The 22,957-nt window shown below is 42.1% G+C and carries 12 protein-coding genes; 7 read left to right on the forward strand and 5 right to left on the reverse strand.

The window, feature by feature from the left end:
- Positions 1–31: 31 nt before the first annotated feature.
- The 7 genes from HMPREF9007_RS06820 to HMPREF9007_RS06790 all read left to right on the forward strand — a co-directional run bounded on the left by HMPREF9007_RS06820 (position 32) and on the right by HMPREF9007_RS06790 (position 15,278).
- Positions 32–4,069 carry a hybrid sensor histidine kinase/response regulator transcription factor gene (locus tag HMPREF9007_RS06820; protein WP_008762722.1) on the forward strand — a complete coding sequence of 1,346 codons (4,038 nt, stop codon included), beginning with the start codon at positions 32–34 and terminating at the stop codon, positions 4,067–4,069.
- Positions 4,070–4,541: 472 nt separating this feature from the next.
- Positions 4,542–5,906: an IPT/TIG domain-containing protein gene (locus HMPREF9007_RS06815; RefSeq protein WP_008762724.1), complete on the forward strand. Its 1,365-nt coding sequence runs from the start codon at positions 4,542–4,544 to the stop codon at positions 5,904–5,906.
- 23 nt (positions 5,907–5,929) lie between these two features.
- Positions 5,930–9,034, forward strand: a complete 3,105-nt coding sequence (locus tag HMPREF9007_RS06810) for a TonB-dependent receptor (RefSeq protein ID WP_008762725.1) — start codon at positions 5,930–5,932, stop codon at positions 9,032–9,034.
- A 17-nt stretch (positions 9,035–9,051) separates the two neighbouring features.
- Positions 9,052–11,031, forward strand: coding sequence for a RagB/SusD family nutrient uptake outer membrane protein (locus HMPREF9007_RS06805; protein WP_008762726.1), 1,980 nt, complete (start codon positions 9,052–9,054; stop codon positions 11,029–11,031).
- Between the two features lie 22 nt (positions 11,032–11,053).
- Positions 11,054–12,022 (forward strand): DUF1735 domain-containing protein, encoded by a 969-nt coding sequence (locus HMPREF9007_RS06800; RefSeq protein WP_008762727.1) that lies wholly within the window; start codon positions 11,054–11,056, stop codon positions 12,020–12,022.
- Between the two features lie 21 nt (positions 12,023–12,043).
- Entirely contained in the window at positions 12,044–13,681 is a 1,638-nt protein-coding gene (locus HMPREF9007_RS06795) for a LamG-like jellyroll fold domain-containing protein (protein ID WP_128567872.1), read from the forward strand.
- A gap of 19 nt (positions 13,682–13,700) precedes the next feature.
- Entirely contained in the window at positions 13,701–15,278 is a 1,578-nt protein-coding gene (locus tag HMPREF9007_RS06790; RefSeq protein WP_032850584.1) for a glycoside hydrolase family 76 protein, read from the forward strand.
- 131 nt (positions 15,279–15,409) lie between these two features.
- Here the strand turns inward: HMPREF9007_RS06790 and HMPREF9007_RS27265 are convergent, their stop codons facing one another.
- The 5 genes from HMPREF9007_RS27265 to HMPREF9007_RS06765 all read right to left on the reverse strand — a co-directional run bounded on the left by HMPREF9007_RS27265 (position 15,410) and on the right by HMPREF9007_RS06765 (position 22,873).
- Positions 15,410–15,679, reverse strand: coding sequence for a hypothetical protein (locus HMPREF9007_RS27265; RefSeq protein ID WP_008762730.1), 270 nt, complete (start codon positions 15,677–15,679; stop codon positions 15,410–15,412).
- Positions 15,680–16,349: 670 nt separating this feature from the next.
- Positions 16,350–17,906, reverse strand: a complete 1,557-nt coding sequence (locus HMPREF9007_RS06780) for a sulfatase (RefSeq protein ID WP_008762731.1) — start codon at positions 17,904–17,906, stop codon at positions 16,350–16,352.
- A gap of 17 nt (positions 17,907–17,923) precedes the next feature.
- Positions 17,924–20,005, reverse strand: a complete 2,082-nt coding sequence (locus HMPREF9007_RS06775; RefSeq protein ID WP_008762732.1) for a Sip1-related alpha-galactosidase — start codon at positions 20,003–20,005, stop codon at positions 17,924–17,926.
- Between the two features lie 10 nt (positions 20,006–20,015).
- Positions 20,016–21,398, reverse strand: coding sequence for an alpha-L-fucosidase (locus HMPREF9007_RS06770; protein ID WP_008762733.1), 1,383 nt, complete (start codon positions 21,396–21,398; stop codon positions 20,016–20,018).
- 5 nt (positions 21,399–21,403) lie between these two features.
- Positions 21,404–22,873 (reverse strand): sulfatase, encoded by a 1,470-nt coding sequence (locus HMPREF9007_RS06765; RefSeq protein WP_008762734.1) that lies wholly within the window; start codon positions 22,871–22,873, stop codon positions 21,404–21,406.
- Between the last annotated feature and the right edge of the window lie 84 nt (positions 22,874–22,957).

Raw genomic sequence — 22,957 nt, forward strand, 5'->3', positions numbered from 1 at the left:
TGTCATATTGCAAATCTAAGGATTCTATGCCATGAAAAAACATTGTATTTTACTTTTCTTCTATTGTCTTAATATACTGATGAATACAGTCGGTGCCTATAATCTGAAACAAGTTGCTGACAAAGAATATATGTCCAACAGCGCTATAACTTCACTGTGCCAGGACGACAAAGGACTAATGTGGATTGGTACTTGTGACGGACTCAATGTCTATGATGGCCGGGTGGTCAAAGAGTTTAAGACTCGTGACAAGGAAGATTACTTATCCGGCAATCAAATTGATAATATCGTCTATACCGGTGACGATACTTATTGGTTTCAGACTTATTATAGTTTGATTCGTCTTGACCGTAAAACGAATTCTATTACACGTTTTAATGAATTTCAGAAACTGTTTCCGATGGATAAGGATAATCATGGCACCTTATTTATTATTAAGGATAGCGACTGTATTTATTATTTTCATAAAAAAGAAGGGATCTTTAAAAAAATCAATGTTGCCGGTATTCCGATTTCGGATGTTATAACATTCTTCTTTGATAATAATAATCGTATGTGGGTCATTATGAAAGGTTATAATCGATGTTATGACCTGCAGGAGGATCCTGTGACGGGAAATATCACTTTGGCATCGCAGAAAAGCGGTTTAGAACACCATATGCCGTTGATTTATTGTAATCATGATGACGGGGCTGTTTACTATGTAGATAAGGAATACAATCTTTATACATTTTATATTGAGAGCAAGAAGAAAGAGTTTGTAGTTAATTTGGGAACGAAGATACAGGCGCATGACAGAATTTCCACGATTATTAAATATCATGATAGCTTCTTTGTCGGATTAATGATAGATGGTGTGCTGACGTTGGATAAGCAAAAGGGCAGCGATGAATACCAGATTCAGCCCTTACCGTTAAACAGCGGGGTGTTCAGTCTGGTAAAAGACCGCTTTCAGGATTTCATCTGGATAGCTACGGACGGGCAGGGTGTTTATCTTTATTCGAATCCTCTTTATTCTATAAAATCGGTTGTACTGAATAACTATACCGATAAAATAGAACGTCCGGTGCGTGCCCTGCTGCTTGACAAAGAGCGTACTTTCTGGATCGGTACAAAAGGAAATGGTATACTTAAAATCTATGATTATGAGGTAGATAAGAATATATCGGACTGTCGCTCAGAGGTACTGACAATATCGAACAGTGGTTTGGGTAGCAATGCTGTTTACTGTATCGGCAAAAGTAACCGTAACTTGCTATGGATTGGCGATGAAGAAGGATTGAACTTTTATTCGTATCGCGATCGATGTATCAAGAAACTTCCTCTTTGGATTGACAATGAGGAAATTAAATATATACATGATATTTATGAAACAGAAGACTCGGAGCTTTGGTTAGCTAGTGTGGGGATGGGAGTCATAAGAGCGCATATCGGAGGTACACAGGATCATCCGGTTCTTGAGAATATGCAACGCTATGTGGCAAATGCAGGTGAATTCGGCTCCAATTGTTTCTTTACTATCTGCAAAGGAGACAGTCTGGGAATGTTGTTCGGTAACATGGGGCATGGAGTATTCCGTTTCAATGAAATAAGTAATGGATTGGAACCACTGACCACTCATAAATATGAGAATATGAACTTGAACAAGGTGGTGCCTATCGCAAGAGATGAAGCTGATAATTATTTGATCGGTACTACTTATGGATTAATCAAGTATACTTCAGAAAACTCTTATCAACTGTTTAATGCGAAGGATGGTTTTCTGAATAGCACTATTCATGCCATTTTGAAGCATTCGTCAGATAACTTCTGGCTGAGTACGAACCAAGGGCTGATTAATTTTGATACTAAAAGAAATGTATTCCGTTCGTATGGTTTTAGCGATGGGCTTAAAGTCGTTGAATTTAGTGACGGCGCTTCATATAGAGATCCGCAAACAGGGACATTGTTTTTTGGAGGAATCAATGGATTTGTGGCTATTCAGGCAGACGGACGCCCCGAACGGCTTTATATGCCTCCCATTTATTTTGATAAGCTCTTTATCTTTGGAGAACAATACAATCTGAAAGAATTTATTACCCGTAAAAAGGAGAACGAGGTACTGAATCTGAAATACGACCAGAACTTCTTTGCTGTTTCGTTCACTTCTGTCGATTACTTGACCGGAAATAACTGTACCTATTCTTATAAACTGAAGGGGTTAAGTGACCAGTGGATTAATAATGGTAAAGAAAGTTCTGTTTCTTTCACGAACATGGCTCCCGGTGAGTATACATTGTTGGTGAAATACTATAATAGTGTATTTGACAAAGAAAGTGAAGTTTACTCTTTGTTGATCCGGATCGCTGCTCCATGGTATGCTTCTTGGTGGGCATATCTCATTTATACTTTGTGTTTGCTTTTAATAGCGGCTATGCTGGTTCGGTCATTTATGCTCCGTACCAAACGGAAAAAGCAGGAATTGCTGAATGAAATAGAGAAACGTCATCAAAAGAATGTGTTCGAGTCGAAACTTCGTTTCTTTACTAATATAGCTCATGAATTCTGTACTCCATTGACTCTTATCTATGGTCCTTGTGGGCGTATACTCTCATCAAAAGGACTCAGTAAATTCGTAGTTGATTATGTGCAGATGATTCAGACAAATGCAGAACGCTTGAACAACCTGATTCACGAATTGATAGAATTTCGCCGTATCGAAACCGGAAATCGGGAGGTGAGAATTGAAACGTTGAACGTATCTTCTTTAATGAAAAATACGGCTAAAACCTTTGTGGATATGGCTAAGTCCCGAAATATCACTTTCCTGAGCAAAATACCCGAACAGGTTTCGTGGAATTCAGATAAAGGTTTTCTAAATACTATTATTATCAATCTGATATCGAATGCTTTCAAGTACACTCCGGATGGGAAAAGTATCAAAATAGAAGTGGATACCAATGATGAGAACCTGCTGGTTCTTCGAGTTGCCAATGAGGGAAGTGTGATTAAAGAAGAAGACTTTCAATATATTTTCAATCGTTATGCTATTTTGGATAGTTTTGAAAATCAAGATGAAAAAAACTTCTCACGTAATGGACTGGGACTTGCTATTTCTTACAATATGGCGAATTTGTTGAATGGCACGCTGAAGGTAGAAAACACATCTGACGGCTGGGTATTGTTTACGTTGTCATTACCTCGGTTAGAAGTGACTACCGACGTATCACCCTCTAAACGAATCACTTCTGAATATATTCCAAAGATAGAATCGCAACTTGTACTGAAACTTCCTGAGTATGAATTTGACAAGATGCGACCGACATTGCTGGTAATTGATGATGAACAGGAAATGTTGTGGTTTATCAGGGAAATCTTCTCCAACGATTTTAATGTTGTCACCTTGCAGGAGCCGGAACGGATAGGACAAGTGTTGAATGAAGTATATCCTAATGTTATTATCTGCGATATCATGATGCCTGGAATTGGAGGTATTGAATTGACGAACCGGATTAAGTCGGTGAAGGAAACAGCTCATATACCTATTATTATGGTTTCCGGCCGGCATGAAATGGAACAGCAGATGGCTGCACTTTCTGCAGGAGCCGAGATGTATATTACCAAACCTTTTAATGCAGAATATCTCCGTATTTCTGTTTGCCAGATGTTGGAGCGTAAGGAGGTGCTGAAAGATTATTTCAGCTCAGCAATCAGTACTTTTGAGAAGACAGATGGTAAACTGACACATAAGGAATCGAAGAAGTTCCAGCAATCTGTTTTGAAAATTATCAATGATCATATTCAGGAGAAAGAACTAAGCCCCCGTTTCATAGCCGATCATTTGGCTATCAGCGTTCGTAGCCTTTACCGGAAAATGGAAGAAATGGGAGAAGAAAGTCCCACGATTATGATCAAAGAATGCCGTTTACATGTAGCGAAAGATTTACTGCTGAAAACGAAAAAGACAATTGACGAAATTGTATTTGAAGCCGGATTTTCTAATAAGGTTACTTTCTTTAAAGTTTTCCGTGAAAAGTATGGATGTACGCCAAAAGAATTCCGTACTAAACATTTGGAAGAAGTTCAATGATTGTTCTTTTTTGTAGGCTTTCCGAATAACATAATGAGTCTCTCTCTCTTGATAGTGAAGGCCCTGATGATACAGCGAGAATATGCTCTATAGCAGGTTTGCAAGTGAGTAAATGTCTATGCCAAAAAAGTAAATAAGAAGTTTGTTTTCCTGTTATCAATCTGTTGAATCTAATCTGAGGCTTTATAGTGAAGAAATTGACTTTTAAAGAGAACCGGAATACTATCAAATCATGCCAAAATAGTAAATATCCCTGCCGTATGGCATAAAACACGACGAAGGAAAACTAAGAATTTTGGCAAACACGCTAATTTTGCTGATGCAATAAAGAAGCAGGAATATATAGTATGTTTAACTAATATCTCATGAAACTATGAATCAACAACACGATCCTCCACTTAAATAATTTAAGTATGCAATGATTCCTTATTTACCTTTTATTTCATTTTGTTTGAATTAAATTTAATATCTTATGAATTCTAATTTATTTAAAAAGCGTAAGCTTGAAATCGGACTTACTTTATTAGTAGGGATGTCTGCCTTTTGGGGTTGCAACAATGACCTGGCTCCGATACGCCAAAATCAAGCCTTACCTCCCGACTTGAGTAAACACTCTGTTTTCGAAAGTTTCTCTCCTGACAGTGGTGGTATTGGAACACAGTTAATTATCCGTGGAAAAAATTTCGGTTCCGATCCAAGTTACGTGAAAGTCACTGTAAATAACAAGGAAGCAGCAATTGTAGGAATGGACGATGAGGTAATCTATGCCATTGTCCCTGCACGTGCAGATACAGGCTATGTTCGTCTGTTTATAGGTAAAGACGATAATATAGAAGAGTATGCTTCTGAGACAAAATTTCGTTATCAGTTTAAACGTAATGTGACGACTATGGTTGGACAACACGGTATGAAAGGCCGTGAAGATGGTAGCTATGCTAATTCTAAGCTGCAAAGGACATGGTTCTTGCTGACTGATAAAGACGGAACGGTATTTTTTGTAGATGAAGGTCGTGGTCAGACACAGAATGGTGCTTTGCGCCGTGCTCGTAACGGTGAAGTGGAAACATTGGTGCAGTGTTCTAGCGGTCCGTTCCAATCGCCTACATGTTTGGCTTTCAGTCCGGATCAGGATACACTGTATATTTCTCAGTATTCATATACAGATGAGGAAAATACGAAAACAGACTTCAATATTATTTATGTGACACGAGAAGGTGGTTTTGTGGATGTAAGAGGACTTTGTAGAGCAAAGAAAGTCGGAACTACAGGGCTTGCCGTACATCCGAAAACAGGAGAAGTATTCTTTTGCAATAAAGGAACTGGTTATATCTATCGTTATGATGGTCCGGATTATGAGGATTTCACTCCTCTTTTCAGAATAAACAATGCAATGGAAATAGAAACCCGCATGACTTTTAACTCGGAAGGTACTATTCTTTATGTAGCGGTGTGTAATCGTCATTGTATCTATCAGGTTCCTTATGATGCTTCTACTCGTACTTTCGGTGTACCGGTTCTTTTTGTCGGAGCATGGGACGAGAGTGGTTATGTAAATGGGACAGGAGCTACTGTGCGTTTGAACAAGCCGGAACAAATGGCATTTGATGAGGATGGCAATATGTTTGTACCTGAACGTAATAACCATATCATTCGGAAAATTACTCCTGCAGGTTCTGCTACTTTATATGCCGGACGACCGGAGCAAAGTGGTTTTGGAGACGGACTGCCAGAAGAGGCAAAATTCAATCAGCCGGAATGTGTAACGGTGTATCCGGATAACTCAATATATGTGGCTGACCGTGATAACCATGTCATTCGTCGTGTGACAGTAGAATAAATAATTTATTAAAAGAATTATCCATGAATAATATTCAAAAATATATCGTATTACTCTTGATGGTAATGCTGTTTGTGCCGAATACTGCATGGGCACAAACGAACAAGCAAGAATTTGTAATCAAGGGTGTAGTAGAAGATAATCTTGGTCCTGTTGCCGGTGCGTCGATTATTGCTAAAAATCAGCCGGGTGTGGGTACGGTTACTAATCTTGATGGAGAGTTTTCTATTAAAGTGGGGCCCTATGATGTGATTCAGGTGACTTTCATTGGTTACCAGACAGTTGAGATTCCTGTATTATCCATTAAAGATCGAAACAATTTAAAGATAAAGATTGTAGAAGATAATACAAAGATCGATGAGGTTGTGATAACATCTAGCGGTGTTCAGAAAAAGAAGACACTGACAGGAGCTATTACTAATGTTGATATCAAACAGTTGAATGCTCCGGGTGCTAATCTTTCCAATGCGTTAGCTGGTGTTGTACCTGGTATTATAGCTATGCAGAGTAGCGGTGAACCGGGTGAAAATATGTCTGAGTTTTGGATTCGTGGTATGAGTACGTTTGGTGCAAAATCGGGTGCTTTGATTCTCGTAGATGGTGTTGAACGTAGCTTTAATGAGATTCCGGTAGAAGATATTGAATCATTTTCTGTTTTGAAAGATGCGTCGGCTACTGCTATTTACGGACAGCGTGGTGCAAATGGAGTGGTTCTGATTACTACCAAGCGCGGTGAAAAAGGAAAAGTAAAGATAAATGTGAAGGCAGGCTTCAACTGGAATACTCCTGTAAAAGTGCCTGAATATGCCAGTGCTTATGATTGGGCGCGTTTAGCAAATGAAGCGAGAATAGGACGTTATGAGTCTCCATTATATACTGACGAAGAAATGTCTATTATTCAACACGGGCTCGATTCAGATTTATATCCGAATATAGACTGGAGAGATTTGATGTTGAAAAGTGGCGCACCGAGTTATTATGCGAATATAAGTTTTTCAGGAGGTAGTGATAATGTACGTTATTTCGTATCGGGGCAATATACAAGTGAAGACGGACGTTATCGAACTTCCAGTTCAGAAAATAAATATAATACAAACTCTACATACGAACGTTATAACTATCGCGCTAATGTAGATATGAATCTGACTCGTACAACTGTTTTGAAAGTAAATGTCGGTGGATGGCTGGTAAATCGCAATTCCCCTTCTAGCAGTTCGGGAGATATTTGGGAATCTTTTGCTGCTTTTACTCCGCTTTCGTCACCGCGTAAATGGTCTTCTGGTCAGTGGGCAAGTGTGAATGGGGCAAAAACTCCAGAATATCGGATGACGCAAACGGGTTACCGCACCATTTGGGAGAATAAGATTGAAACTAGTGTGGCTTTGGAACAAGACTTAAAGTTTATTACAGAGGGTTTGAAATTCTCCGGGGTCTTTGCATTTGATACATATAACAAAAATACGATAGTTCGTTCTAAGGAAGAAGAACTTTGGGAAGCAGAGTCCTATCGGGATGAGAAAGGCCAGTTGGTTTTGAAAAGATTGCAGAATGCTTCCGCAATGAGTCAAAGAAAAGAGGTGAGTGGGGACAAACGCTATTATTTGCAAGCGTCATTAGACTATAGCCGACTGTTTGCACAGAAACATCGTGTTGGTGCGTTTGCCATGGTTTATCAACAGGAAACTTCAGATATAAACTTTGATGATAGCGATTTGATAGGGTCGATACCACACCGTAATTTAGCTTATTCTGGCCGCTTTACGTATGCTTTTAAAGATAGATACATGGCTGAATTTAACTGGGGATATACTGGTTCGGAAAACTTTGAGAGTGGTAAACAATTTGGCTTTTTCCCTGCCGTATCTGCAGGATGGGTCGTTTCGGAAGAATCGTTTATAAAGAAGGCCGCCCCTTGGTTGGATATGTTCAAAATCAGAGCTTCTTATGGTGAGGTGGGTAATGATGAATTGCAAGGGCGTCGTTTTCCCTATATTTCTTTGGTAAGTACGGATGATGGAGGTTCTTATTATTTTGGTGAATTTAAAACTAATAGAGTACAAGCTTATCGTATTAAAACTTTAGGAACTCCGAATTTGACATGGGAGGTAGCCAAAAAGTATGATATAGGAGTTGATTTCAGCGTTCTCAATGGGAAATTCACAGGAGCTGTAGACTATTTTGTGGATAAACGTGATGATATTTTTATGCAGCGTAACCAAATGCCATTAACGACCGGACTTGCTGACCAGACTCCAATGGCAAATGTGGGTAAAATGAAATCTTTCGGATGGGATGGTAATATAGCTTTCACTCAGCAAATAGGTCAGGTAAATCTACAACTCCGAGCTAATTTTACTTATCAGACTACTGATATCCTTGATAAGGATGAGGCTGCTAATGAATTGTGGTATAAAATGGATAAAGGTTTTCAGTTGAATCAAAGTCGCGGTTTTATTGCCTTGGGACTGTTTAAGGATCAGGAAGATATAGACCGTAGTCCATCACAGGCAGGATTGGCAAATAAAGCAGTCCTTCCGGGGGATATAAAGTACAAGGATGTAAACGGAGACGGAATCATTAATGATGATGACATTGTGCCTTTGGGATACAGACAGCAACCAGGACTTCAATATGGTATTGGTCTGAGCGCAAACTGGAAAAACTGGAATCTCAGTATGTTATTACAGGGAACAGGAAAATGTGACTTTTTTGTGGGAGGTAACGGACCGCATGCTTTCCATGATGGTCGTACCGGTAATATTCTGCAAGTTATGGTAGAGGGGAATCGTTGGATTCCAAAAGAAATTTCGGGAACAGAAGCTACGGAAAATCCGAATGCCGATTGGCCACGTTTGACGTATGGCAATAATAATATGAATAATCGGGCTTCTACATTCTGGCTGCACGACAGAAAATATCTGCGTTTGAGAAATGTAGAACTTTCTTATGATTTTCCTCAGTTATGGACACGGAAATTCTATGTAAACAACTTACGTATTGGATTTATCGGACAGAACTTATTGACTTGGGCTCCATTCAAATGGTGGGATCCGGAAGGAACCAGAGAAGATGGAAGTAACTACCCAATCAATAAAACATTCTCATGCTATCTCCAATTTAGCTTTTAATCTTAAAATGTCGAATTATGAAGAAATTATTATATACCATATTGTTGTCCTTAGGTACGTTTTTATTTACTGCATGTACCGATTATATCAATGTGGATAAATATTTTTATGATCAGGTATCATTAGACTCTGCTTTTTCCAAGCGGGTGTATGTAGAAGGATGGCTGTCAAGTGCATATAGTGTAATGGATAATATTGGTGAGTATCGCGAACCGTTTCGCTGGGCAAGCGATGATCTTTATCATCCGGATATGAAAGAGTATGTGGAAGGAAATTACAGTGCCGACCATCAGCTTAGTGATGATGATAGAAATAACTCACGCTTGTGGAAATATTATGAGGGAATCCGTAAAGCGTCTACTTTTATAGATAATGTAGATCGTTGTCCGGAATTGACGATGGATGAAAAAACGGATTTGAAGGGACAGGCACGTTTCCTACGCGCTTATTGTTACTGGGCATTAATACGTGTTTATGGCCCGGTGCCTTTAATCCCGACAGAAGGGTTGGATGTGAATCTTTCCTATGAGGAACTGTCATTACCCCGTGAACCTTTTGATAATGTGGTTGATTTTATAGACGCAGAATTGGCTGAGACTGCCCGCTCGCTGCCAATCAAAAGGACAGTCAACAATTTGGGACGTCCCACCCGTGGTGCTGCATTAGGGCTTCGTGCCAGAGTTTTGCTTTATGCTGCCAGTCCGCTTTTCAATGGAAATATCGACCTTTTTGATGTGAAAGATTGCTATGGAAATCAATTGGTATCTCAAACTTATGATGAGACTAAATGGGCGAAAGCGGCAGCTGCAGCTAAGGATGTGATTGAATTGGCTAAGGCGAGCAATTTGTATGAACTTTATGTTATAGCTCCGAAAGCTACGGTTTTACCTTCTCAGCGTCCACCTTATAATGAACTTTATTCGGACAAGAACTATCCGGAAGGTTGGGCAGATGTCGATCCGTTGCTTTCTTATAAATCAATTTTTGATGGTACGATACTTGGATCGAAAAATCCTGAGTTGATATTTACTAGAACAAGGGAAGGAACTGCGCATATTAATGACTGGGCGTATCAGTCGACTCCTAAAACATTGAGAGGAAATAATCGTTTGGCAGTTACACAAAAGCAAGTCAATGCTTATGCAATGAATGATGGACGTTCAATTACAGAGGCTGCTAGTACGAATGACTATGTGACAGAAGGTTTTACAACACAGGCTTATGCCACAGAAAATCCGTTCTTACCGGCTAAAGTTAATCTGATGTATAATAATCGTGAACCTCGTTTCTACGCATCGATTGCTTATAACGGATCAGTTTGGGAAGCTTCCAGTGCTTCCGAGTCCGATTATCGTGATAAACAAATATTTTATTATCGTGGTTTGAACGATGGTAAGCAGGGATTTAAGGAAGAATGCCCTTTGACGGGAATTACTTTAAAGAAGTTTTATAATTCGGAAGATTCGAGAACGGAAGGCGGATATCTCGTTGATAAGACAGAGATGACAATACGTTATGGTGAAATACTGTTGATTTATGCTGAAGCTTTGAATGAGCTGACTTCCGGACAAGTATATCATCTGACGACTTATACAGGAGCTGATGTTGAAATTCAGCGTAATGTCGATGAAATGCGGTATGCTATAAAGCGTATCCGTATGCGTGCCGGAGTACCTGACTATACTGATGAGACCTATAATAATCCGAATGATTTCCGTGTGAAACTGAAGAGAGAGCGTCAGATTGAGTTATTGGGAGAAAACAGTATGCGTTATTTTGATTTACGACGTTGGAAAGACGCGATGACAGAAGAAAATCAGTTGTTGCAAGGATGCAACATAAATATCAGTGATGACGAAAAGCGTGTAGCTGATTTTTACAAGCCGACTATTATCACTTCGGTGCATAAGGTGTTTGAACAAAGGATGTATTTGTGGCCTTTCCCCACTTATGAACTGAAACGCAATGTAAATATGACACAGAATCCCGGATGGTAATACTTACTAAATTTAGCATGTTATGAAACAAAAAAGATATATATATGGAATCGTGGGATGCCTGCTGATTTCGATGATGTTAGGAATCTCCTCATGTGACGGACTGGAAGACGAATTGTTTCAGAAGAACTCGTATATTGTCCACAATGGATGGCAAGATTATGCTTTAGAAGTGGCTGAGGATAATACGACTATACTTCCGATTTATTTTGGTGTGAATGGCACTTCTGCTAATGACAAGGATATTTGTCTGACCATGGAGATAGACCCTGATACATTACAGAAATATAATTGGGAGAAATATAAAAATCAGTCGGACTTATACTATAAGATATTGCCGACAGGTACTTATACATTTGATGCAGACTCATGGACTATTCCGAGTGGGGAGCTGAATGCGACAGCTGCTATTAAAATCGATTTGAACAAGATAGAGGAATTAGGAAGCTTGTATGATGATTATGTACTTCCACTTCGCATCACTTCTTCGACTGGTGAACCTATGGGGCAGAACAAATATACCAAAGTGCTGGCACATATCGGGTTTAAAAATGATTATTCTGGTACGTATAGTGGAAAAGGTATTATTACGCAGCAAGGAACTACATATACGACTGAGATTACCAGTACACAGCTTTATGCAATTAACAATAATATTTGCTATATGTTTGTTGGTGAGAAAACTCGTGCAAATACCCCAGACTATTTGAACTATGTGGTTGAAATAGAACGCGATGAATGGGGAGGTATTACATTATCAAGTGAGGTAGGTAGCTTAGAGTTTAAGTCGTATAATAGTAAACTCAGTCGTAAATATACTTATAATTATAACGACCAGCGATATTATACTGAGATTACCACCGTTGAGCTTGCTTATGAGTATCTGGATAAAACTCAGAGTGAAGATTTGCGAATGACATTCGAAGGATCTTTCTCTATGTCAAGAGATGTGTTGAGAGTGGAATATCCTAATGTAGATGTAGAAGAGTAATTTACCTTAGTTATAATATATATGAAAGTAATGAAATATTTCGTTCTCGCGTCATTGCTTTGTCTTTGTGCATGTAGCGATGATAACGATAACAAAAATAATGAGATACCCCAAGACTTGGTGGAATTGAAAGTTGACGCCAGTGAAATCAGTATTGCACAGGGGGATACCAGAACTGTAAAAATAACATCTGGTAATGGCGAATATGTGGTAACTTCGGCAAACGAAGAAGTGGTAACAGCGGAAGTGGATGGCGATCTGGTGACACTGACAGCTGTAGAAGGGAAAAATAATGCTCAGGGAGTAGTATACGTGAGAGATAAATACTACCAACGTGCTAAAATTTTGGTTAATACGGCAGCAGAGTTCGAATTGAAACTGAATAAGACATTATTTACACTTTATTCGCAAGTGGAAGGCGCAGATGAGGCTATCATCAAAATCTATACAGGAAATGGAGGCTATTCATTGGAAGTGGTCGATGAAAATAATTGTATCGAGGTCGATCAGTCTACACTTGAAGATTCGGAATCATTTACCGTGAAAGGTATCGCCCAGGGAAATGCCGAGGTCAAGATAACCGACCGGAAAGGAAAAGAAGCCTTTGTCAATCTGAATGTGATTGCTCCTAAGCAGATAACGACTGATGCTGATGAAAAAGGTGTATTGATTAATGCTAATCAAGGTTCTCAGCAAGTGAAGATTCTTACAGGGAATGGAGAATATCAGATTCATGATGCTGGTGACTCAAGGATCATTCGTCTGGAAGTCTATGGCAATGTTGTTACTGTTACCGGAAGGAAGGCAGGAGAAACGTCGTTTACTTTAATTGATGCGAAGAAGCAGATATCGCAGCCTATTCATGTAGTTATAGCATCGGAAAAGCGTTGGTATATGAACTTAGGCAGAGATTATGCAGTTTGGACTCACTTTGGCGAGATGACCGGTGATGGATTGGAAAGTATAAAGGCTGCTACTAATGATTTCAAATTGAAAAAGATGACCTGGGAGTTGGTAACTCGTATTGATGGAACGAACTGGTTGCAGACTTTCATAGGTAAGGAAGGCTATTTCATTCTTCGTGGTGGCGATTGGGAAAACAATAAGGGCAGACAGATGGAACTTGTCGGTATAAGTGATAAACTTAAACTTAGAACAGGACATGGAGCTTTCGAACTTGGAGCATGGACGCATATAGCCTTGGTTGTGGATTGTTCGAAAGGAAAAGATGATTATAATGAAAAGTACAAGCTTTATATTAATGGTAAACAACTCCAGTGGACTGATACTCATAAAACGGATATAGATTACTCTGAGATAGACCTTTGTGCAGGCAATGATGGTGGAAGAGTATCTATCGGAAAAGCTAGTGACAATAAACGTTTCCTTGATGGTGCTATACTCGAAGCACGTATATGGTATGTTTGTCGTACGGAAGAACAGTTAAAGGCTAACGCATGGAATCTTGAAGAAGTTAATCCGGAAGGATTATTGGCTCGCTGGGATTTCTCAGCCGGTGCACCAGTTGCTTATATTGAGGATGGCACTAATTCCGATCATGAATTATTAATGCATATCTCTAAGTACGATAGTTGGAATGCTACGGAATTCCCAATGAGCAGATTCGGGGAAGCTCCTATCGAAGTACCTTTTAAGTAATCTCTAAATTTGAAGAAAAATGAAAGCAATATTCAAACTGTTTATATTGAACTTCTTGGCTTTGGCATTACTTCCATCTTGTAGTGATGATGATCAGTCAAACTCAGAACAGAATGATCCCATCAGTGGCAATATTTCTCCGGTAGGTTCATTTTCCGTAGAAGCTACCAATAACGAGAATGAACTTCTGGTGAAATGGACCAATCCCAGTAATCGCGATGTGGATATGGTAGAACTCTCTTACAGGGACGTGGAAGCGAGCTTGTCTCGTGCTACCGACTTCTCGCCGGGACATATCATCATACAGGTAGAACGTGATGTTACACAGGAATATCTGTTGAAAGTTCCTTATTTTGCTACTTACGAAGTTTCTGCCGTAGCTATCAGTAAAGCCGGCAAGCGATCGGTACCCGAAAGCCGTATTATGATGCCTTATCATGAAAAGGTGGATGAGCCGGAACTGAAACTGCCGGAAATGCTGGACCGTGCACATTCTTACATGACCTCTGTCATTGGATATTATTTCGGCAAGAGTTCCAGAAGCTGCTGGCGTGGTAATTATCCTTATGATGGAAAAGGTTATTGGGATGGTGATGCGTTAGTTTGGGGACAAGGTGGCGGTCTTTCGGCATTTGTCGCTATGCGTGATGCAACCAAAGAGAGCGAAGTGGAGAATATCTATGGCGCAATGGATGATATGATGTTCAAAGGAATACAGTATTTCTGTCAGCTGGATCGTGGAATCCTGGCTTATTCTTGCTACCCGGCTGCCGGTAACGAACGTTTTTACGATGATAACGTATGGATCGGGCTCGATATGGTCGACTGGTATACGGAAACGAAAGAGATGCGTTATCTGACACAGGCAAAGGTGGTATGGCGCTACCTGATCGATCACGGTTGGGATGAGACTTGCGGAGGAGGTGTACACTGGAGGGAGTTGAACGAACACACTACCAGCAAGCACTCTTGCTCTACCGGACCTACTGCTGTGATGGGCTGTAAGATGTATCTGGCAACTCAGGAACAGGAATATCTCGACTGGGCGATCAAATGTTACGACTATATGCTGGATGTATTGCAAGACAAGTCCGACCATTTATTCTATGACAATGTACGCCCGAATAAGGATGATCCCAATCTGCCGGGTGATCTTGAAAAGAACAAGTATTCTTACAATTCCGGACAGCCGTTGCAGGCAGCCTGTCTTTTATATAAGATTACCGGCGAACAGAAATATCTGGATGAAGCGTATGCGATTGCTGAAAGCTGTCATAAGAAATGGTTTATGCCCTATCGTTCCAAAGAACTGAACCTTACTTTCAATATTCTTGCTCCGGGACATGCTTGGTTCAATACGATCATGTGCCGCGGATTCTTTGAACTTTATTCTATAGACAATGACCGTAAATATATCGATGATATCGAAAAGTCAATGATTCATGCGTGGAGCAGTAGCTGTCATCAGGGTAACAACTTGCTGAATGACGATGATCTGAGAGGGGGAACGACCAAGACCGGTTGGGAAATACTCCATCAGGGGGCATTGGTTGAATTGTATGCCCGGTTGGCAGTATTGGAACGTGAAAACCGATAGTTGAATGATTCCCGTTTAGGGAAAATAAGAAAATAAAAAGCCATCCCCGGAATAGACGAAGTAGGGATGGCTTTTTTTGTAGTGTGCTTACTATTGTTCGGCAGACTATGTTCCGTGAGTTTTTGGAAAGGTTATTCCTTGACAGGCTCAGCCGGTTTGTCTTTGGATGCAGTGTCAGTAACGACTGTATCGTTGACAATAGCGGTCGGTGCACTCAGTTCTGTCTTAACAGGTTCCTCGCTCTTGGTTACAGTATCTTTTACTACTGTATCATTAACGATAGCTGTTGCATTAACTTCTGCCAGGGCTGTCGCAGCTTCTGCAGAGTTCTGAGCCTTAACAAGGAATGAACCACCACAAACAAACATAAACATTGCTACTACTAATACTAATTTTTTCATAATCGTTTGCTTTAATGATTATTAAACATATATTTTCAATTCTCTCTTATGTGTTAAGGAATCGGTTGTTGCTTTATCTAACGGCTAATTAAAGATCAAAGTGCGTGCCAAAGACTGATGTACGCTATCAATGTATTGATTATAAGTGAGATATGTGAATGATGTACATTGTCTATTGTGTGGAAACGCATGGGGAATGTGTGGAAAATGGGGTGAGGAGTGTGGAATTATTCCACAATAGTCTGCTTTGTTACGTAAATAATGATAAGTAATGCAAGAATGGTTATGTTTCAATGAACCTACACTTAATGAGTAAAGAACTAAAGCATCTGAAAAACGAAAAGTAATGAACTAATTATCAGATTCCTGCAAAGTCTTTTATTCTCACCGCAATGAGAATAATTTCTCACTGCAATGAGAAAATTTTCTCAAAGGCATGAGAATTTTTTCTCATCGTGGTGAGAATTTTTTCTCAAAGGCATGAGAATACTTTGAGAATATAGTAAACCGTATTTGGCTGTGTATTAATATAATAATAGTTGTAGGCTTTCTGCTTTATACCAGTATTTGAGTAGCCTTAGAAACTATGTATTCGTAAAATGCATAGTTTTTCGTCTGTTTAGCTGGAATATCATGTTACTTGTTTGGAGCTGACTAAACTGGTGAATGATTACTCAATTTCGTCCGGCCAAAGACAAGGTTTACCCGTAGCTTTGACTGTAGGACGTTGGGCATCTACTTTTCTCAAATAGGTTCCTAACTCTTTAGAAAGCCGTTTCACAATATCCGGATGTTGTGCGCTGAGATCATTACTTTCGCCTATATCATCGGGGATATTGAACAGTTCTTTTTTACCTGTACCATAGTAATAGATTAATTTCCAGTCACCGTTGCGTACGGCACAGTTAAAGTTGATTCCCGGACCGTCGTTTCCCCAGTTGTTGGGCATATTCCAGAAGAGGCTGCGTCCTTTGGAAGGATTCCCGGTCTGTTTCAGTAAAGGCATGAAGCTGATGCCGTCGATAGGCTGAACTGTCTTGTATTTTTTGATACCCGCCATTTCGAGGATAGTAGGATAGAAGTCTTCTATCAGCAGGTAATCATTGCATTTGCTGCCAGGGGCTACGACACCGGGCCAGCTGACGATCATCGGTTCACGGATGCCGCCTTCATAGGTGGAGCCTTTACCACTGTTGAGAGGATGATTCTGGGTGTGCAGTTTGCCGTCACGCCAATACGATTCGGCTGCAAGTCCTCCGTTGTCGCTCATGAAGATAATAATAGTGTTGTCGGCTTCTCCGCTTTTTTCCAGCCAGTCCATCAGATCGCCCAGACTCTTGTCCATGCCTTCGATCAGTGTGGCGTATGCGGCTTCATGGTCGGTCATGCCTTTTTTCTTGTATTTGTCGTAGAAACGTTTGTCCTTGTCCAAGGGGACGTGGATGGCGTATTGGGACATATACAGGTAGAAAGGCTGGTTGTACTTCTTAGCCTTGTTCAGAGCTTTGATGGCTTCCAGAGTTAATGCTTCGGTGACGAAGGTCTCCGTACCCCAGTACTTTTCAAGTCCGGGAACGGCCATGAGTGATATTGGCTTTCCGTCTTTGTTGTGACCGTAATTCTCTTCTCCCAGATAGCTGGCGAGTCCTCCGGCAGCATGTCCGGCTATGTTTACTTCGAAGCCCCAGTGGTGCGGGTCTTCTCCCGGAGTGTCTATGGCACCGAAATGTGCTTTTCCGCAATGAATCGTATGATAGCCGCTGTCTTTCAGTAGTTGTACAAAGGAGGTTCCTACGAATGTGTTGTTGGTGCCGGGCACTTGGCTTACTCCGTTGTAGTTCCAGTCCGGCACATCCAGTACTTTATCCTTGCGGTCTGTCTTTGTGTTCTTTTGCAGCGTCCAGTTGGTTACGCGGTGGCGTGCCGCGTTCGTTCCGGTGATGAGGCTGCATCGGGTGGGGGAACTGATACTGCTGGCATACGCTTGTGTGAACATCATGCCTTGTTTGGCAAGTCGTTCCATGTTGGGTGTTTCGTACAGCTTATTGTAATCTGTCTTTTGTGTCCAGAAGGGGAGTGAAGTGTCTTGCCATCCCATGTCGTCTACCATGAAAAGGATGATGTTGGGGCGTTTGTCCACACGCCGTGTCTGGGCGGACTTCTGTGCTTGCAGGCTGGTGGCAGCCAGTGGCACGAGTGCGAGGGGGAAAAGTAGTTTTTTGTTCATGGATTAATTATTTAGTGTTATTTCTTTATTTCAATTCTGCCGGCCTTTTTGATCGGTATGCTCCGTAATTCCTGTTTCCCGTGGGAGTCTGCCCATATCCTTAATGTACCGGTGCAGTGGACATCCAATATCAGCTTATCGGTAGTACGTTTGAGTATCTGCACAGTGGCAGGCGACAGGTATTTTTCTTGTATGCCGATCACTGCCCAGCCTTTGCGGATGGGGCAAAGATGGAACAGACTATCTGTAAATCCGGATAACTTTATTTTTCTTTCAGATGCGTTCAATACTTCGGCGCTCTGTTTTTCCCAGTTGAATGCGAGAATGTTGTAGGAAGAAGAATCTGCGGATTTGCCGGTGCTTTCCCGTAACAGGTAATCTTCCCGTTTGACGAAACTTTCTACTTCCCGATAAGCGGGAGAAGTGTTCAGATTGTAGCAAATGACTGAGAGCGCTTCGTCTCCTGTAGGGGCAAATACACGGTAGGCTTTACCGCTTTGCAGGGGATTGGTCAGTATGGATTCCGGAGTCGGGACGGCGGGAGCTGCCGGACGGAATATCTTTCCGGTTTCATCAATCAGAGGGCGGATATTGTCGGCAATAAATTCGCCTGGAGAGTCGGACAGGTAAACAGGTCCGCCGGAGATCGCTTTCGAACGTGCCATCAGACTGCCGCAAACGGTATCGCAGGAATGAAACATATCGTGGTCGGGCCAGACTGTCTGCCCCAGTATGAGTGTATTGGTATATGACTGGAACAGATGTGATTTAGCCATATTCTCGTCATATTTCTTATAGTCGATGCTGGCACGGGTTACGCTGCTGTACAAGGTATGGTCAATGTTCAGCACATTTTGTGCCATGCAGTTCATCAGTCCCATTTGCATTCGATGTGTCTGATGTTCCAGAGCAAGGTTGCAATCCTTAGCCTGCCGGATAACCTGCGTTTCGCCCATATAGAGCGGGAGGGTGAAAGACTGATTGTCTATCTTCAAGAAGTCAAATCCATACTCCTTCATGGTACGGACATAATATTCGTACCATGTTTCTATCTTTTCTGTACTGGTGCCGGGCAGTAAACTGCCATTGTATGTGTGTAGAACTTGCCGGATTTCCGACGGAAAGTCATTCTCGGCAGAGATTCCCATCCAATAGCCGGAAAGGCTGTACCATAGCCCTATCCATCGGATTTTATCTGCTTGTCTGCGCTTCATGATGCGGCTCCATCCGTTCGGGAAACTTTTTTTGTCGGGGACGAGACTGGTCAGTTGCCGGTTCTTGTTTGCTATGTGTCCGTCGTCAATTAAGACATAACGTACCGGTATGCCGGATGCTTCGATGGCATCGATATCGTTCAGTATTTTCGTTTCATCAATGTCATAATGATAATGTTCCCAAGTACACCATCCCAGATAGTTGAAGGCATTGAAATATTCTTTGTCCGCTCTTTTGCGGAGGGCAGATACGGCTTTATCTGCGATTAACGAATCGTAGGCGTCACTGAATACATGGTAGATGGATGAAGATTTCCGGAAAATCAGGAGGGGGAGTCGGCCGGTCAGTACATCTTCTCCTAGTGTGGAGACATACAACGTGAGCGTGCCGTCCTGATTAACCTGAAACCAGCTGAGGCTGTTGCTACCCGCAATGGCTTTGGCGAACAGATATTCTCCGTCTGCAAGTTCAAGGAGCAGTGCATCGCCCGATGCGGACGGCAGGGCATTGGAAGGAATGCCTGCATAATCGCTCCGTGTGAGGTCTTCGAGACGGTTGAACATCCAGGGGAGCAACCGATTGGTGTTATTCGGCCATTGATAGTCGCTGGGGCGGGAATCACGGCTGAAGAATATGCCACGAACATACAAAGGAAGTGCAACCTTATACGAAAGAGTGCTTTGGTGTTCCGGCACTTGTTGTTCGTATAAAATGGGGGTGGATGGAGTATGGGTGTTCAGGTCGATGATTTCTTCCATCCGATAAGCTGCAACATCTTTGTATGTCTTCCCTTTATGGTAGATAAACGGGTTCTGTGCAGACAGCGATGCTTCCGCAAAGATGCCCGTCAATAGCCATAAACAGATGTGGATTATTCTTTTCATACCTCTTGTGTTATTTTACGGAATAGGCGCTGAAGTTTATAATATCCGGCAGTGCGACAGATTCGGATACAGTCAGCCTTAATGCTGTGGCTTCTACCGGTTCAAACTTTTCGATTCGTTTGTGCCCCACAGATTCTCCTTTGCAGACTGTTTGCCATTTGCCGTTCACTTTGGCTTCTATCTGATATTGTCGGATGCGTTCTCCGTTTTTGATGTTTTCCTGAATGATGCAGTAATTGACAGGCTGCTCTTTCCCGAGTTTCAGAGTCAGGCTTTTCTTTTGTCCCGAAATGCGGGCTATCGGGGAGGAGAACCGCCGATTGATTTCATCTCCCATTTCTTTCAGGCGCTGTGCGTCTCCGGCAGGGATTAATCCGGTCGGGTCAGGAGTTAGTCCGAGAATAAGCGTGGCGTTTCTTCCTACTGACTTTTCATATTTATCCATCAGCGTGTTTAGCGGATAGATGTTGTTCTCGTCATCCGGTTCCCAGAACCATTCGTGGCGGCCGTTTGCTCCCCGTAGCGGAGTGTCCGCCATCGCCGGTACCCAGTATTTGCCGTTCTTATCGCCGTGTTTTAACAGTTCGATCTGGTCGATACTGCTTTCAATGCGTTTATGGTGTGAGCAAGGGACGGGAAAGGTAGACCAGCAGGGATATTCCACTGTACCTGTCTCCGAACCTCCCCAACGGAAGTCGGCACGGTCGATGTTATGATAGAAAAGGCAGTTTGGCTGATACTTGTTGACAATCGGTTCCACATCGGGGCCATCGCCACGGGGATCATCGGCTCCGCCGTCAAACCATATCATATATAAATCTCCGTAGCGGGTGCAGAGTTCTGTCACCATTTTCTCGCACAGGCGCTTGTACCATGCCTGGCGGTTGCGGGCGAACGCTCCTTCTCCTTCGGCCTTGAAGTTATGGATACCCAGCAGGGAGTTCCATCGGATACCGATATAGATGCCCGGTTGCAGACCATATTTGCGGCAGGAGTTGACGAAGTCACGGACAATGTCTCCTTTTCCGTCTCTCCATTTCACGGCTTTCAGGCAATAAGGGTTGACGTCGCTTTGCCAGAGTCCGAAACCTGTTTCGTGGGTGGCGGTCAGTACGGCAAATTTGCATCCGGCAGCTTTGGCGGCTTGTACCCATTGGTCAGTGTTCAGTTCGGTCGGGTTGAAGATGTTGTAATCTTCGATGGGATTGATACGGTTGTTGCCTTGTCCGTAGCGGATGCCGTCAAACACGTGCAGATCATAATGGAAGACAGCTCCCATTTCCGCCTCATGCCATTTGAGTTGATGGGGCTTGGGGACGGGGATAGCCTGTTGTTGTGCGAAGCTGCAAACTGAGTATAGGATAAAAAGAGAGAGATAGCAAAGTTTCTTCATGGTGTTTATTTAGTTACGGTTTCAAGATAATGGGCAAATGAATCGTTGGTATGGAGTAGCCATGCCTTGAGTTGTTTGTTGAATTGCCGGACTAGACGGGGGGATTGTCCGGCAATATTATCCATTTGATAGGGGTCTTTGGTTCGGTCGTAAAGAACTGTTTCGTCTATTTTTCCATTGGTTGCGTGGACTGCGAATGTATGGGTTGACGTACGTAGCCCGCGGTATCCGGTGGCATGATTGTCAAACTGTACATAATAATAAGGTTGTACCACTTCTTTTTTACTCTTGCCCAGAATATGGCGGGATAAGTCGAAAGTCTGTACCGTTTCGGGTATTTCCTTCCGGAATCCCATCAGGGAAAGGAGAGAAGGATATAAGTCGGCGAAGGCGATCATCAAATGGTCGTCTTTGCGTGGCTTTATCTTTGCCGGCCATGAGATAATCATGGGGATGCGCATGGATTCTTCGTAGAAGATATCCTTTCCGGCATTGTTGTGAGCTCCCATGCAGATGCCATGATCGGAAGTAAATACAACGATGGTATTCTCAAAAAGTCCGTTGCTTTTGAGGGTTTCGATGATACGTCCTACCTGCTCGTCTACCCCTGTGATACAGGCGTAATAATTGCGTATGTTATTTCTGAAATAGTTTCCCATTTCGGTTCCTTTGGCGGGTATGTCCGGGCGGTGGGCACAGAGGGCTTCCACGTCTATATCCTTATATAGGGCTTTGTATTTGTCGGGAACCAGTTCGTAACCGGTATGCGGAGGATTCATCGATACGACCAGTGCGAAAGGCTGTTTATTCTCTTTTTGTGTCTGGATGTATTCGATAGCTTTATCCGCTTCATAAGCAGGGCCCCATTGGTTGACGTAGTAGAAACTGTCACGTGGGGCAGTCGTGTCCCAGTACATCGGTTTCAGATGATAATCGTATGTCCCGTAGGCTGTCCAGTATTCAAATCCGTGACGGCGTTCGGGCGGACACCATTCGTTCCACGCTACTTTGCCGCGATTGTTGTAAGTGTCTACATAAGGTTCATAAGGAGAATCCAGATGCCATTTTCCTATGTATCCCGTACGGTAGTTCATGTCTTTTAGTACATCACTCCAACAGCGGGCCTCCTGTGGAAGCTCCACTCCGTAAGGCGCTGTTTGTGAATTGCAGTTGCCCGTTACTTTATTATGCAGGGGGTACATGCCCGTCATCAGCATGGCACGGGCGGGTGATGAAACAGGATAACTGCTGACTGCATTAGTGAATAAGACTCCCTCGGAAGCCAGATGATCCAGGCAAGGAGTCTTTACGGGTTCTTTGCCCAGACAACCTAGTGCGTCCCCCCGATACTGGTCTGCCATGATGAAGACAAGATTCGGAGATGTCTGGGCGGCAAGCGGAAGAACCGGAACAACGAGTGTAGCTCCGATGAACCATTTATGATAATATGTAGTCTTTGGTATGCGTATTATCATAAAAATATCTCCTTTGTGTCTGACTGGTTAAGATAAACTAAGGTCATTGTATATTATTTAAAAGGTGTACATCAGGTTGTTATA

It is taken from the genome of Bacteroides sp. 1_1_14 (genome assembly GCF_000162515.1).
GTDB classification, from domain to species: Bacteria; Bacteroidota; Bacteroidia; order Bacteroidales; family Bacteroidaceae; genus Bacteroides; species Bacteroides thetaiotaomicron.